Here is a 13,591-nt window from a genome sequence, read left to right on the forward strand (position 1 = left end):
ACGGTAACGGTGGGGCCGGGCAGATCCCCGCTTTTAAGGGTCGTGTCCGCGCGTCGCAACACGGACCCCGCCGCCGGTCGTGATATCCGCCTCAGAAGGGATGCCCCATGGCGTCGCCGGAAATCGCGGGCGATCCGGACGATCCGCTGGCCGGGCACCCTGGCGTCCTGCGTCCACTGACAGGCGAACTGGTCGCCGCGGTCCTCGCCGCCCGCGGCCGGTCCGTCGGAATGACCGTGGACGGCGAGCTGGTGGGCCAGTTCGACGACAACATGATCTGGTTCCTCCGCCTCGGCGGGGACGGCGAGCTGCTCCAGGTTCGCACCATGGTCGCGCCCACCTTTGGGATCGAGCAGGTGCCGGCCCTGTACGCGTTCTGCAACTCGTGGAACCACGACCGGCTCTGGCCCAAGGCGTTCGTGCACGTCGACGACGACGGCCGGGCCCGGGTCTACGGCGAGGTGATCACCGATCTGGAACGCGGGGTGACCCCGCACCAGCTCGACCAACTGCTCGACTGCGGCATCTCCACCGGTTGCCAGCTCGCCGTGGCGGTCCGTCGGCTGCCCGGTGCGGTGCCGTCGTGACCGGGCGGGACGAGTTCACCGGCCGCCGCACCGACCGGACGGACCACCCCGACGCGCCGCACGCCGGTCCGGTCGACCGACTCGGCGAAGGCCGCCTGCCGGCACTGAACGCCGCGCTCGCCGACGCCCGGGACCTGCCCGACGGGCCGGCCCGGCAGGTGGCGCTGGAGCGGCTCGCCGAACGCGCGGACGCGGCCGGGGACGTCCGGTCCGGGGTGGACGCACGGTTCGCGCTGATCGAGGCGTACCTGCTGCATGGGGAACGGTGGCGCCTGGTCGAGCCGGTCCGACGGTGCCGGGCCGCCGCCGACCACCGGCCCGAGCTGCTCACCGACGCCGAGGCCACACTGCTGCTGCGCTACCAGCGGTACGCGGTGGAGGCGCTGCTCGGCACCCCTCGGATCGGGCTGGACCAGACCCGGTCCCTGCTCCACGACCTGGCCCACCGGGTCGGCGGAGACGGTCCGGACGCGCCGACCGTCGCGGAGCTGCACTGCCGCATCGCCGACCACCTCGGCGACGAGCCCACCGCCCGCCACTGGTACGAGCGGTGGTCCGGGAAGCGGCCCGGCCCGGCCGGCGGCTGCCCGGGCTGCGCCTCGGCCCGGCGCGCGGAGCTGCTGGCCGGCTGGGGCGAGTGGCGAGCCGCGCTCACCGAACTGCGAGAGTCCGACGGCGACCCGGATGCCTGTACCGACCAGCCCGAACGGGATCTGGCCGCCGGTCTGTTGCCCGCACTCCGCGCCGGCGAGCCGGAACGGGCGGCGGCGGCACACGTGCGGGCGTACCGCCGGCACCGGCGCGAACGCGCGGCGTTCCCGCATCTCGCCGCGCACCTGCGGTTCTGCGCGCTGGGCGGGCACCTGGAACGCGGGCTGACCATCCTGGCCGAGCAGTTGCCCCGGCTGGACCGGCCGACCGACGACCTCGCCGCCATGGAGTTCGCCGCCGCCGGGGCGCTCGTCTGCGGGCTGGCGGTGGAGGCCGGGCTGGTCGGCCGGGCGATGCCGCGCCCGGCGTACGGCGAGCGGCCGGCCACCAAGCTGGACGTGGACACACTCGGCGCGCTGCTGCTCGGAGTGGCCAGCGAGCTGGCCGGCAGCTTCGATGCCCGCAACGGCACCGGCCACCACTCGGGACGGATGGCCGCCTGGCTCGCCGAGCGCCCGCTCACGGCACCGGTTCCACTGCCCGCCGACGACGTACCCGACGAGCCCGACACCGACCGGGCCGACGATGGGGCCGGGTTGGACGAGCGGGAGCTGGCGGCGTTGACCCTCGAGATGATCACCGCGGTGCTGGACCAGCGCGGCGACCGGTACCTGGTCGACGAGGACGCCACGGTGGTCGGCCACTGGGATGGCGCGGTGATCCAGTTCCGGCGGGCCGGTGAGCGCGGCGAGGTGCTGCACGCCCGCGCCATGGCCGCCCGCCGGCTGCCGGTGGCCCGCCGCTCCGAGGCGTACGCCTTCTGCAACGCCTGGAACCACGACCGGCTGCTGCCCAAGGCGTACGCGCACGACCTCGGCGAGGAGTTGGTGCTGGCCGGCGACGTCGCCACCGACCTGGCGCACGGGGTGGCCCCGGCGCAGCTCATGGTGCTGGTGGACGCCGCCATCACCACCGGCGTCGCGTACGCCGAGGCTGTCGCCGCGTTGCCCTGACGCGCCCCGGACGCGGCGACGCCGGCCCACCCCGTTCGGGTGGACCGGCGTCAGCGGGAGTTGCTCAGACCTCGACGACGGTGGGCACGATCATCGGCCGACGACGGTACTTGTCGTTGACCCACCGCCCCACGGTCCGCCGGACGATCTGCTGGAGCTGGTGCGGGTCGGTGATGCCGTCCGCAGCGGCCCGGTTGAGCGCCTCGGTGACCAGCGGGACCACCGGGTTGAACGCCTCCGGGTCCTCGGAGAAGCCCTTCGCGGACAGCGTCGGACCGGCGACCACCTTGCCGGTGACCGAGTCGACGACGACTGTGGTGGCGATGAAACCGCCGTCACCGAGGATCCGCCGTTCGGTGAGCAGCGACTCGCTGACGTCACCGACGGCGAGGCCGTCCACGTAGACGTACCGGCTCTTCACGTGCCCGACCAGGCTGGCGCGGCCCTCGACGAGGTCGACCACGTCGCCGTCCTCGCAGATCACCACCCGGTCGGCGGCGACCCCGGATTCGATGCCGAGCCGGGCGTGGGCGCGCAGGTGGCGCCATTCGCCGTGCACGGGCATCAGGTTGCTGGGCCGGACCACGTTGAGCAGGTAGAGCAGCTCTCCGGCGGGGGCGTGCCCGGAGACGTGCACCTTGGCCACGTCCTTGTGCACGACCACCGCGCCGGCCCGGGCCAGCCGGTTGATCACCCGGTAGACCGAGGTCTCGTTGCCGGGCACCAGCGAGGAGGCCAGCACGACGGTGTCGCCCGGGGCGATGGTGATGTGCCGGTGGTCACCGCTGGCCATCCGGCCCAGCGCGCTCATCGGCTCACCCTGCGACCCGGTGGACATCAGCACGATCTGCTCCGGTGGCAGCGTGGTCGCCTCCTCGATCCCGATGACCAGGCCGGCCGGGATGTTGAGCAGACCGAGGTCCCGGGCGATGCCCATGTTGCGGACCATCGACCGACCGATCAGCGCCACCTTGCGGCCGTGCTCCGCGGCGGAGTCGAAGACCTGCTGCACCCGGTGCACGTGCGAGGCGAACGAGGCCACGATGATCCGGCCCTTCGCCTTCGCGAAGATCGAGTCGAGCACCGGCCCGATCTCCCGCTCCGGGGTGACGAAGCCGGGGATCTCCGCGTTGGTGGAGTCGGACAGCAGCAGGTCGACGCCCTCGGCGCCGAGCCGGGCGAAGCCGGCCAGGTCGGTGATCCGACCGTCCAGTGGAAGCTGGTCCATCTTGAAGTCGCCGGTGTGCAGCACCAGACCCGCGGGGGTGCGGATGGCCACCGCGAGGGCGTCCGGGATCGAGTGGTTGACCGCGAAGAACTCACACTCGAACGGGCCGAGCCGCTCGCGGCCGCCTTCCCGCACGGTCAGCGTGTACGGCTGGATCCGCCGCTCGGCCAACTTCGCCTCGACCAGCGCGAGGGTGAACTGTGAGCCGACCAGCGGAATGTCGGGCTTGTGGGCGAGCAGGTAGGGCACCGCGCCGATGTGGTCCTCGTGGCCGTGGGTCAGCACGATCGCCTGGACGTCGGCCAGCCGGTCCAGGATCGGGCCGAAATCGGGCAGGATCAGGTCCACACCCGGCTGCTCGACGTCGGGGAACAGGACCCCGCAGTCGACGATCAGCAGCTTGCCGTCGTACTCGAAGACGGTCATGTTCCGACCGATGGCGCCGAGCCCGCCGAGCGGGATGATCCGCAGGCCACCTTCCGGCAGCGGCGGGGGTAGTTCCGCCTCGATGTGCGCCTCGGTCACGCGTCCACCTCATTCTGCGACGCCGTCACTCGGCGCCCATCGTGTCGTTCGATCATTCGGGTAGCTCCAGGCCCGCTGCCGCGAAGTCCGCGCGCAGCTGGGCGATCTCGTCGTTGGTGGCGTCCACGAGTGGGGGTCGCACCGGGCCGGCCGGCAGGCCCAGCGACGCCAGGCCCGCCTTCACCAGGATGGTGCCCTGGGTGCGGAAGACGCCGGTGAACAGCGGCAGCAGCCGCTGGTGCAGGGCGAGCGCGGCCGGCATGTCCCCCGCGTCGTACGCCTCGATCATCTGTGCGGTCAACGCCCCGGTGAAGTGCGTCGAGGTGCCGACCACGCCCACGGATCCGACGGCCAGCGCCGGCAGGGTGAGGGCGTCCTCGCCGCAGTAGAAGGCGAGGGCGGTCCGGCTGGTCACCCAGCTGGTGGCGGTCAGGTCGCCCTTGGCGTCCTTGACCGCGACGATCCGGCCGTGTTCGGCGAGCCGGACCAGCGTCTCGGTCTCGATCGGCACGCCGGAGCGGTGTGGGATGTCGTACAGCATCACCGGCAGGCCGGTGGCGTCGGCCACGGCGGTGAAGTGCCGCAGCAGCCCGCTCTGCGGTGGCTTGTTGTAGTACGGGGTGACCACCAGCAGACCCTGCGCGCCGGCCTTCTCGGCGGCCGAGGCCAGTTCGATGGTGTGCCGGGTGTCGTTGGTGCCGACTCCGGCGACCACCTTGGCGCGGTCACCGACGGCCTCCACGACGGCCCGGATCAGGCGTTCCTTCTCCGCGTCGGTGGTGGTGGGCGACTCGCCGGTGGTGCCGTTGACCACCAGCGCGTCGTTGCCCTGCTCGTCGACCAGGTGGGTCGCCAGTTGGGCGGCGCCGTCGAGGTCGAGCGAGCCGTCGGGGGTGAACGGACTCACCATGGCCGTGAGCATCCGGCCGAAGGGGCGGGACACCGGTCGGGCCGCGGCGTCGAGGTGGTCGTGCGTCATACCCTCCAACCTAGCGGACGACCAGCCGGGGCCCGCCGGGGAAGGGCTCAGGACGCCTCGTGCGGGCTGGCCGCGATCTCGGTGCCGTCCGGCAGCGTGGAGATCACGAAGTCGGCGAACACGTTCGGGGCTACCCCCTGCAGCTGGCGCAGGCATTCCACGGCCAGCTCACGGATCTCCACGTCGGCGTGCTCGGTGGCCCGCATCGCGATGAAGTGCCGCCAGGCCCGGTAGTTGCCGGTGACCACGATCCGGGTCTCGGTGGCGTTGGGCAGCACCGCCCGGGCCGCCTGCCGGGCCTGCTTGCGGCGCAGCGTCGGGTTCGGCTCGTCGGAGAAGCGCTGCTCGAGGCCCTCCAACAACTCGGTGTACGCCCGAACGCTCGCCTCGGCGGCCTCCACGAACTTCTTGTGCAGCTCCGGGTCGTCGGCGATGACCGCTGGCTCGACCATGGCCGCGTCCCGCTCCGGGACGTAGCGCTGGGACAGTTGGGAGTACGAGAAGTGCCGGTGCCGGATCAGCTCGTGGGTGAAGGAACGGGACACCCCGGTGAAGTAGAAGGTCACCGAACCGTGCTCCAGCACCGAGAGGTGCCCGACCTCGAGGATGTGCGCCAGGTAGCCGGCGTTGGTGGCGGTCGCCGGGTTCGGCTTCTTCCACGACTGGTAGCAGGCCCGGCCGGCGAACTCGGCGAGCGCCTGGCCACCCTCCGCGTCGGTCGACCACGGCACGTCGTCCGGGGCCGCGAACTGGGTCCACGCGATCAACTTGACCTGGGGCTGCACCATCTCCGGCATTCCTGGGACTGTAGTGGCGGAGCACCTCCCGGCCCAACTCAGGCGCGCCCCGTGCAATGTCGATCACTCGCGGCGGCGAAGCCGTCGATGCCCGGAGACGTGGGTCGAGGCCTGGGGTAGCCGGCGTCGGGGCGGGCGAACCGGCGCAGCGCGGCGTCGGACCGGTCGCTCAGACGTAGAGCGAGGTGAACGGCGCCCAGGGCAGATTGCGCAGCACCGAGAAGGCGAGCCACGCGGCCAGGAAACCACCGATGACCTTCGAGCTGATCCGCAGCTCCGGCAGTCGCCAACCGAACGCCTGGTTTCCCGCCCAGGCCACGAAGAGGTACGCCAGGAACGGCAGCGCGAAGACGAACAGGAAGTGATGCCGGGCGGCGGCCGGCAGGTCGCCGTGCAGCACGTACCAGAGTGCCCGGGTGCCACCGCAGCCCGGGCAGTCCAGGCCGGTGGTCAGCTTGAGCAGACAGGTCGGCGCGGCGTCGGGGTCGGCGTGGGTCGGATTGCTGAGCAGCGCGTAGCCCATGCCGAGACCGACGCAGCCGAGTGCGGCCAGCGGCACCGCCCAGCGCGGCGAACGGTCGTACAGCCGCAGCACGAACCGGGTGAGCCGGTCCGGCTCGGGCGCCGCGTAGCCACCCGGCGGGGTCGTCGGCCAGCCGGCCGGACCGGCGCCGGCGACATCCGCCGGCACCGTGTGGACCGCCCCGGGAGCGGGCTGCGGCTGGTCGACCGGTCCGGGAGCGCTCGTCACACGCTCACGGTACACCGGACACGCCGGCCAACGCGGCGGTGAGCGGACCGGCCAGGTCGCCCGCCGCGGGCGGTGCCACCGCGCTCAGCCCCAGCCAGCCGGCGAGCCGGTACAGCTCGGCGGCGAGCGCTATGGCGGTCTCCCCCTGGTCGGCGCCCGGCTCGACCCACGCGGCCGGCACCAGCAGCACCCCGGCCTTGCGATCGGCCTTCAGGTCGACCCGGGCGGTGAACCGGTCACCCTGGAGAAACGGCAACACGTAGTAGCCGTAGACCCGCTGTGGCGCCGGGACGTAGATCTCGATCCGGTAGGTGAAGTCGAACAGCCGCTCGGTGCGAGCACGTTCCCAGATCAGCGGGTCGAAGGGGCTGACCAGGGTGTTGCCCCGAATCCACCGGGGCAGCCGGGCGGACGCGTGCAGCCACGCCGGCTGGCGCCAGCCGGCCACGGTGACCGGCACCAGCTCACCGGCCTCGGCCAACTCCGCGATGGCCTGCCGGGCGCCGGCCAGCGGCAGCCGGAAGTAGTCGCGCAGCTCCGGCTCGGCGGCCACCCCGAGCGACCGCGCGGCAAGGGCCACCAGCGTGCGGTACGCCTCGGCGTCGGTCGGGGTGGGCGCGGCCAGCACCGCCGGGGGCAGCACCCGCTCGGGCAGGTCGTAGCGGCGGGCGAACGAGGTGCTGCGCTCCGCTGCGGCCACCTCCCCGGCCCAGAACAGGAACTCCAGCGCCCGCTTGACCGCCGACCAGTTCCACCCCCAGTTGCCGGTCTCCCGGGGTGCGTCGTGCTCGATCTCGGCAGCGGTCAGCGGCCCCCGGGCGGCCACCTCGTCGCGGACCCAGGCGACCAGCTCCGGTTGCTCCTGGGCGATCCGCCGCATACCACCCCAGGATTCGGTGTGCGCCCGGGCCATCCGCCAGCGCAGCGTCGGGTGCAACTCGACCGGGACCAGCGACGCCTCGTGGCCCCAGTATTCGAACAGCTCACGCGGGCGGCGGTACGCGGCCTGGTCGAGCAGCGTGGTCGGGTAGGGCCCGAGCCGGCTGTACAGAGGTAGGTAGTGCGCGCGTTGCAGCACGTTGACCGAGTCCATCTGGATCAACCCGACCCGGTCGAGCACCCGGCGCAGATGCCGGCGGGTGGGCACGCCGGCCGGCGCCGGGTCGGCGAAGCCCTGGGCGGCGAGCGCCACCCGGCGGGCCTGGGCGAGCGAGAGTGATTCCGGTGCGGTCATCGTCGGCGACCTTAATTCATCGGTACGACGCCGGTGCGGGAAGCTGGACGCGACGGCTATCGGGGCATAGAACGGTGCAATGCTGACCATCCGCCGGGAGGAGCCGGACGACGCCGAGGCGGTCGCCCGGGTGCACGTGCACGGCTGGCAGGCGGGCTACGCGGGCTTCATGCCGGACGAGGTGCTCGGGCGGTTGAACGTGCTGGCCTGGGCGCAACGCCGTCGCGACGTCGGCACCGCCGATCCGGAGCACCCGTTCACCACCCTGCTCGGCGAGGTGGACGGGTTGGTCGTCGGCTTCACCACCTTCGGGCCGTACCGCCGCAACCAGGACCGGGACGACCTGGACCCGACCGTCGGCGAGGTGGTGGCGCTCTACGTGGAGCCGGCCTGCTGGGGTGACGGGACCGCCGCCGCACTGCTGGCCGCCGCCCGGGCCGGGCTCAGCGAGCGGGGCTGGACCGATTACCGGGGGTGGGTGCTGGCCGAGAACCGGCGGGCCCGCCGGTTCTGCGAGCGGGCCGGGCTGTCACCGGACGGTGAGCGGTCGACCTACCAGGTGCCGCTCACCGGCGGGAGCCCGCCGGTCGGGCTCGTCGAGCTGCGGTACGCCGGTCGCCTCGGCGACTGACCCGCCCGGCCCCAGCCACCGGCGGATCGGCAGGAAGGCCAGCAGCGCCAGGCTGATCCACACGTAGGTGTTGCTGCCCAGGAAGCCGTCGACGCCGGTGAAGTCCTTCTCCCAGAACCAGACGGCCCGGCTGATCAGCAGCGCGTACCCGATGGTCGCGGCGACCAGCAGCACCCGCCGTCGGCGGCTGGCCGGCGCGGCCATGGCGTTGTCGACCAGGAGGATCAGCGCGGGCAGCAGCCACACCAGGTGGTGCACCCAGGTGACCGGGCTGACCAGACACATCACCGCGCCGGTCAGCGCCAGACCGGTCGCCTCGTCGCCAGCGGCGACGGCGGCCCGCGACCGCCAGGCCCAGAGCGCCAGGGTGCCGAGCACCAGCAGCAGCCAGAGCAGGGTGCTCGGGTGCTGCGGGTCGAGCCGGGCGACCACCCCGCGCAGCGACTGGTTGGAGACGAAGGCCAGCTCGCCCACCCGCCCGGTGTTCCACAGCGCCTCGGTCCAGAATTCCCGGGACGCGTCGGGGAAGAGCGCGCCGGCCAGCAGTGACACGCCGGCAGCCGTGCCGCTGGCGGTGAGCGCCGCCCGCCAGCGCCCGGTCACCAACAGGTAGACGATGAACACGCCCGGGGTCAGTTTGATCGCGGTGGCGAGCCCGATGCCGACCCCGGCCCACCGGTTGCCGGCCGGCAGCAGCCGCAGCAGATCCACCGCCACCAGGAAGAGCAGCAACGTGTTGACCTGGCCGAAGTTGATCGTCTCCCGCATCGGCTCGAACGCGGCGGCCAGGCAGAGTGCCACGGCGAGGGCGAACCACCGGGTCCAACCGGCGCGCCGGGCGATCGGGTCGACCAGCCACCAGATCAGCACAGTGGTGGTGACCACGCTGGCGAGGACGCTCACCACGATCGCGGCCGACCACGGCAGGTACGCCATCGGCAACATGACCAGCGCGGCGAACGGCGGATAGGTGAAGCCGTACTGGGTGCCCGGCTTGAGGTAGTCGTAGATCTCCCCGCCGTCGTGCACCCACCACGTCAACGCGCCGTAGTAGACCTTCAGGTCGAAGAAGCCGTGCCGTACCGCCGCGACGGCGAGGAACGCGGTGACCGCCGCGGCGAGCACCACCACCCCGACGACCTGCGCGGTCGTCCTGTTGGCACCCTGCGCCACCGTCGCCTCCCTGGCCCTGCGTAGGCTTCCGTCCCATGGCTCTCGGGTACGTCCGCCCGGCGCGTCCCGAGGACGCCGGCGAGATCGCACGCATCCAGCTCGCGACCTGGCGGGTCGCGTACCGCCGGATCCTGCCTCGGCACGTGCTCGACAACCTGGACGAGGCGTTCCTCGCCCGGCGGTGGAGCGCCGCGGTGCTGGAGCCGCCCTCGGGCGCGCACCGGGTGCTGGTCGCCGTCGAACAGGCCGAGCAATCGTATCTGGTGGGCTTCGCCGCCTCCGGCCCGGCCGATGCCGAGGCGCTGGCCCCGGGCGAGCCGGCCGACGCACTCGGCCCGGACGTGGCCGCGGTGACCGACCTGCTGGTGGAGCCGCGCTGGGGCCGGCGCGGGCACGGCAGCCGGCTACTCGCCGCCACCGTCGACCTGTGGCGGGAGGACGGCCTGAGCCGGGCGGTGGCCTGGGCGTTCGAGGGTGACGAGGCGACCCGCACGTTTCTCACCAGCACCGGTTGGGAGCCCGACGGCGCGGCCCGCGCGCTGGACGTCGACGACATGCTGGTGCCCCAGGTACGCCTGCACGTGGGCGTCCCGACCGAGAAGGTGCCCGCGGACGACTGACCTGACCGGGATGGCGGCCCGCGCCGGAGCCGCCACACCGGCCCGGGTCAGCCCTTGTCCGAGCCGTCGTTGGCGTCGCGGACGAAGTACCGCTGGAACACCACGAAGATGATCGCCACGGGGATGGTGGCCAGCAGCGCGGCGCCGAGTTTGAGCGGGTACTGGGTGCCGCTGCCGAGCGAGCCGCTGACCAGGTCGGCCAATCCGCGGGGCAGGGTGAACAGGTCCGGGTCCTGCACCGACACGAGGCTGTGCGGGAACTCGTTCCACGAGCTCTGGAACGACAGGATGGTCAGGGTGATCAGCGCCGGTTTCGCCATCGGCAGCACCACCGACCAGAAGGTGCGGAAGATGCTCGCCCCGTCGATCCGGGCAGCCTCCTCGACACTCACCGGGATCGACTCGAAGAACTGCTTCATGATGAACACGCCCGCCGCGTCGGCCAGCAGCGGCACCACCAGACCGGCGTAGCTGTTGTAGATGCCGAGCTGGTTGAGCACCAGGAACTTCGGGATCAGCAGCACCACCCCGGGCACCGCCATCACGGCGATGACGGCGGCGAACAGCCCGCCGCGACCCCGGAACCGCAGCCGGGCCAGCGCGTACCCGGCGAGCGAGTCGAAGAACACCCGGCCGATGGTGACCAGCACCGTCACCAGCAGCGAGTTGCCCAGCCACAGGGGGAAGTTGGTGCCGGCGAAGATCCGCTCGAAGCCGGCCAGCGTGAGCGGGTCCGGGAACGGCGAGAGCGGGTTGGCCGCCGCGTCCGACTCGGTCTTGAGCGAGTTGCCGATCTGGACGACGAACGGGTAGAGGAACACCAGCCCGAAGAAGACCAGCGTGGCGTACCCCAGGAAACGGGTGGCCAGGGTGCGGGCCACACGCTGGTCGCGCCGCGCGGGCGCCGCCGCCGGGCGGTCGGTGAGCACGGCCATCTCAGGACCTCTCCGGTACGCGCCGACGCCACCAGCCTCGTCGCGGCCGGTCGGTGTCCCGCTCGGCCAACGCCCGGCGCTGGACCAGCGTGAGCACGATGATGATCAGGAACAGGACGAACGAGATCGCCGCACCGGAGCCGTAGTCGAAGTCCCGGAAGGCGGTCCGGTACGACAGGTAGGCCGGGGTGAGCGTGGTCTTGGCCGGGTCGCCCTGGCTCATCACGTACACCTGGTCGAAGACCTGCCAGGAGCCGATCATGCCGAGGGTGAGCACCAGGAACGTGGTGGGCTTGATCAGCGGCAGGGTGACGTGCCGGAATCGCTGCCATCGGGACGCGCCGTCGAGGGTGCTCGCCTCGTCCAGCGCCACCGGCACGTTCTGCAGCCCGGCCAGGAACATCAGCATGAAGGTGCCGGAGGTGGTCCAGACGACCAACGTGATGATCGAGATCATCGCCACGCTGGGTCCGGCCAACCAGTCCCACCAGGTCAGCCCGAACGGGCCGCCGTCGGCCAGTGCCGCCGGCGGCGAGTCGACGCCGACCACGCCGAACAGCAGGTGCAGCACGCCCCGGGAATCGGCGAACCACTCCGGGCCGTCGATCCCGAGGAAGCCGAGCAGTGCGTTCACCGCGCCGGAGTTGGCGAAGAGGAACAGGAACACCACGCTGATCGCGACCGAACTGGTGACCGAGGGAAAGTAGAAGGCGCTGCGGAAGAAGCTCTTGCCCTTGAGCATCCGGTTGTTGACGACCAGTGCCAGTCCGAGCGCGAGCACGGTCTGCGCCGGCACCACGATCGCCACGTAGTAGATGTTGTTGCGGATACTGGTCATGAAGTCGCGGCGGGCCAGCCCGTCCTCGGTGAACAACTGGGTGTAGTTGTGTGCGCCGACGAACGGGACGTCGCCGGTGAAGGGACTGCCCTGGCCGTTCCAGTCGGTCAGGCTGACCCAGAGCGCCATCAGGATCGGCAACAGCAGGAACAGCCCCAGGATGACGATCACCGGCGCGACGAAGAGCCAGCCGGCGACGTTCTCGTTGCCGCGGGTGCCGCCCCGGCGTCGACGGGGACCCGCTCCGGTCGCGGTCGCCACGGCGGTCAGTGTCTCGGTTGCCATCTCCCCTCCCTCCCTGTCTCAAGCCGACAGTGACGGCGGGGGCCCGCTGCTACCCGGGCCCCCGCCGTCACCTCAGCTGGCGCCGAGCGCCGCCTTGGCGTTCTTGTCGAAGTTCTGCAGCACGGTCTTCGGGTCGCCGTTGGCCAACCCCTGCAGACCGGTGTCGAAATCCTTGAGAACGCTGTCCATCTTCGGGGCGTTCACCGGGCCCTGGGCGTACGCGGCGCCGTCGATGAACGGCTTGTCCTCGGGGTTGGCGGACGTGTACTGGTCACGCACCGACTGCCGGGACGGCATCACACCGACGGCCTTCGCGAAGATCAGCTGCTGCTCGCCGCTGGTCATCGCCTCGACGAACTTGATCGCCTGGTCCTTGTACTTGCTCTTGGCCGCGATGCCCCAGCACTGGGTGAAGGAGAGCGTGCCCTGCCCCTTCGGGCCAGCCGGCAACGCCACCACCCTGTACTTCACGTTCGGGAAGTCGTTCTTCAGGGCGCCCTTGATCCAGTTGCCCTCGATGGTCATCACGGCCTTGCCCCTGCCGAACGCCTCACCGGACCAGCCGGCGTCGAGCTGCTTCGGGTACTTGGCCAGGCCCGTACCGAGCATGGTCTTGACGTACTGGAGGGCGGCGAGGTTCTCCGGGGTGTCGGCCGTGGGCTGCTTACCGTCCTTGCTCAGCAGCCAGCCGCCGTTCTGCACCATGAACGCGCCGATCCGGTCGCGGGTGTCGCCGAGGGCCAGCGGGACCTGCCCCTTGGCCTTGATCTTCTGGGCGGCCGCGGTGAGCTGCTCCCAGGTGGTCGGCACGTCGGCGTCGGTCAGCCCGGCCCTGGTCCACAGGTCGGTGTTGATCTGCAGGGCCAGGGTGGAGAAGTCCTTGGGCGCGCAGTAGAGCTTGCCGTCGTACGTGAACGCGGTGCGCAGGCTCTCGTAGAAGTCGCCCGAGTTGCTGACCTTGTCGCCGTACGGCTCCAGGGCGCCGACGCTGGCGTAGTCGGCGAACTGGGCCGCGTCCACGTAGAAGACGTCCGGCGGGGTGCCGCCGGCGAGAGCCTGACCGACCTGCTGGGTGAGATCCTGTGCCGGCGTGACCGTCGCGGTGTTGCCGGAGTTGGTGGCCCACTTCGCCGCGGCGTCCTGCACGGCCTTGGTCTCGGCCTCGCCGGACGAGCCGATCAGGATCTGGAGGCTGGCCGGGCCGCTGGACTGGGCGGTGTCGCCGGAGGAGTCGTCGAAGCCGCTGCCGCAGGCCGCGGAGCCGATGAGGGCGACGGCGGCAAGGCCGGCCACCGCTGCCCGGGTGACTGTTCGAGGTGCCATGGTTTCTCCTGTGGGGGTGGG

Annotated in this window: 13 protein-coding genes; 4 read left to right on the top strand and 9 right to left on the bottom strand. The window is 71.8% G+C overall.

Annotated elements, in window-relative coordinates:
• Positions 1–107: 107 nt before the first annotated feature.
• Together ACQEUX_RS17895 and ACQEUX_RS17900 are read left to right on the top strand one after the other, a co-directional pair.
• Positions 108–587, top strand: coding sequence for a YbjN domain-containing protein (locus tag ACQEUX_RS17895; protein ID WP_433048738.1), 480 nt, complete (start codon positions 108–110; stop codon positions 585–587).
• Positions 584–2,251 carry a YbjN domain-containing protein gene (locus ACQEUX_RS17900; protein ID WP_433048741.1) on the top strand — a complete coding sequence of 556 codons (1,668 nt, stop codon included), beginning with the start codon at positions 584–586 and terminating at the stop codon, positions 2,249–2,251. Before ACQEUX_RS17895 ends, ACQEUX_RS17900 begins: the two co-directional genes overlap by 4 nt.
• A gap of 64 nt (positions 2,252–2,315) precedes the next feature.
• Here the strand turns inward: ACQEUX_RS17900 and ACQEUX_RS17905 are convergent, their stop codons facing one another.
• From ACQEUX_RS17905 to ACQEUX_RS17925, 5 genes are all read right to left on the bottom strand, one after another.
• Positions 2,316–4,004, bottom strand: a complete 1,689-nt coding sequence (locus tag ACQEUX_RS17905; RefSeq protein ID WP_124854118.1) for a ribonuclease J — start codon at positions 4,002–4,004, stop codon at positions 2,316–2,318.
• A gap of 52 nt (positions 4,005–4,056) precedes the next feature.
• Positions 4,057–4,983, bottom strand: a complete 927-nt coding sequence (gene dapA, locus ACQEUX_RS17910; RefSeq protein ID WP_433048746.1) for a 4-hydroxy-tetrahydrodipicolinate synthase — start codon at positions 4,981–4,983, stop codon at positions 4,057–4,059.
• A gap of 47 nt (positions 4,984–5,030) precedes the next feature.
• The gene (thyX, locus tag ACQEUX_RS17915) at positions 5,031–5,771 is read right to left on the bottom strand and encodes an FAD-dependent thymidylate synthase (protein WP_433049944.1); all 741 of its coding nucleotides are present in this window, start codon (positions 5,769–5,771) and stop codon (positions 5,031–5,033) included.
• Positions 5,772–5,949: 178 nt separating this feature from the next.
• Positions 5,950–6,471, bottom strand: a complete 522-nt coding sequence (locus tag ACQEUX_RS17920) for a DUF2752 domain-containing protein (RefSeq protein ID WP_433049947.1) — start codon at positions 6,469–6,471, stop codon at positions 5,950–5,952.
• A 64-nt stretch (positions 6,472–6,535) separates the two neighbouring features.
• On the bottom strand, positions 6,536–7,765 hold the full coding sequence (locus tag ACQEUX_RS17925; protein WP_433048749.1) for a winged helix-turn-helix domain-containing protein: 1,230 nt from the start codon (positions 7,763–7,765) through the stop codon (positions 6,536–6,538).
• Between the two features lie 79 nt (positions 7,766–7,844).
• Here ACQEUX_RS17925 and ACQEUX_RS17930 point away from each other — a divergent pair, with 79 nt between their 5' ends.
• Positions 7,845–8,396 (top strand): N-acetyltransferase family protein, encoded by a 552-nt coding sequence (locus tag ACQEUX_RS17930; RefSeq protein ID WP_433048752.1) that lies wholly within the window; start codon positions 7,845–7,847, stop codon positions 8,394–8,396.
• Here ACQEUX_RS17930 and ACQEUX_RS17935 read toward each other — a convergent pair.
• A complete protein-coding gene (locus ACQEUX_RS17935) occupies positions 8,295–9,569 on the bottom strand; it encodes a glycosyltransferase family 87 protein (protein ID WP_433048755.1) in 1,275 nt (424 codons plus the stop codon). The two genes, ACQEUX_RS17930 and ACQEUX_RS17935, sit on opposite strands and share 102 nt — an antisense overlap.
• A gap of 35 nt (positions 9,570–9,604) precedes the next feature.
• Between ACQEUX_RS17935 and ACQEUX_RS17940 the strand changes: the two genes are divergently transcribed.
• Positions 9,605–10,189 (top strand): N-acetyltransferase family protein, encoded by a 585-nt coding sequence (locus ACQEUX_RS17940; RefSeq protein WP_433048758.1) that lies wholly within the window; start codon positions 9,605–9,607, stop codon positions 10,187–10,189.
• Positions 10,190–10,236: 47 nt separating this feature from the next.
• On the opposite strand, the gene ACQEUX_RS17945 is transcribed toward ACQEUX_RS17940, so the two are convergent.
• The 3 genes from ACQEUX_RS17945 to ACQEUX_RS17955 all read right to left on the bottom strand — a co-directional run bounded on the left by ACQEUX_RS17945 (position 10,237) and on the right by ACQEUX_RS17955 (position 13,570).
• The gene (locus ACQEUX_RS17945; RefSeq protein ID WP_433048761.1) at positions 10,237–11,124 is read right to left on the bottom strand and encodes a carbohydrate ABC transporter permease; all 888 of its coding nucleotides are present in this window, start codon (positions 11,122–11,124) and stop codon (positions 10,237–10,239) included.
• A 1-nt stretch (position 11,125) separates the two neighbouring features.
• Positions 11,126–12,247, bottom strand: a complete 1,122-nt coding sequence (locus tag ACQEUX_RS17950; protein WP_433048764.1) for a carbohydrate ABC transporter permease — start codon at positions 12,245–12,247, stop codon at positions 11,126–11,128.
• A 72-nt stretch (positions 12,248–12,319) separates the two neighbouring features.
• A complete protein-coding gene (locus tag ACQEUX_RS17955) occupies positions 12,320–13,570 on the bottom strand; it encodes a sugar ABC transporter substrate-binding protein (RefSeq protein ID WP_433048767.1) in 1,251 nt (416 codons plus the stop codon).
• Positions 13,571–13,591: the final 21 nt, after the last annotated feature.

The organism is Micromonospora sp. CA-259024, from assembly GCF_050936255.1.
Lineage (GTDB): Bacteria > Actinomycetota > Actinomycetes > Mycobacteriales > Micromonosporaceae > Micromonospora.

Coding starts and splice junctions, on each gene's coding strand:
- ACQEUX_RS17895 (WP_433048738.1), top strand. CDS start 108: ATGGCGTCGCCGGAAATCGCGGGCGATCCGGACGATCCGCTGGCCGGG.
- dapA (WP_433048746.1), bottom strand. CDS start 4,983: ATGACGCACGACCACCTCGACGCCGCGGCCCGACCGGTGTCCCGCCCC.
- thyX (WP_433049944.1), bottom strand. CDS start 5,771: ATGGTGCAGCCCCAGGTCAAGTTGATCGCGTGGACCCAGTTCGCGGCC.
- ACQEUX_RS17925 (WP_433048749.1), bottom strand. CDS start 7,765: ATGACCGCACCGGAATCACTCTCGCTCGCCCAGGCCCGCCGGGTGGCG.
- ACQEUX_RS17930 (WP_433048752.1), top strand. CDS start 7,845: ATGCTGACCATCCGCCGGGAGGAGCCGGACGACGCCGAGGCGGTCGCC.
- ACQEUX_RS17940 (WP_433048758.1), top strand. CDS start 9,605: ATGGCTCTCGGGTACGTCCGCCCGGCGCGTCCCGAGGACGCCGGCGAG.
- ACQEUX_RS17945 (WP_433048761.1), bottom strand. CDS start 11,124: ATGGCCGTGCTCACCGACCGCCCGGCGGCGGCGCCCGCGCGGCGCGAC.
- ACQEUX_RS17950 (WP_433048764.1), bottom strand. CDS start 12,247: ATGGCAACCGAGACACTGACCGCCGTGGCGACCGCGACCGGAGCGGGT.
- ACQEUX_RS17955 (WP_433048767.1), bottom strand. CDS start 13,570: ATGGCACCTCGAACAGTCACCCGGGCAGCGGTGGCCGGCCTTGCCGCC.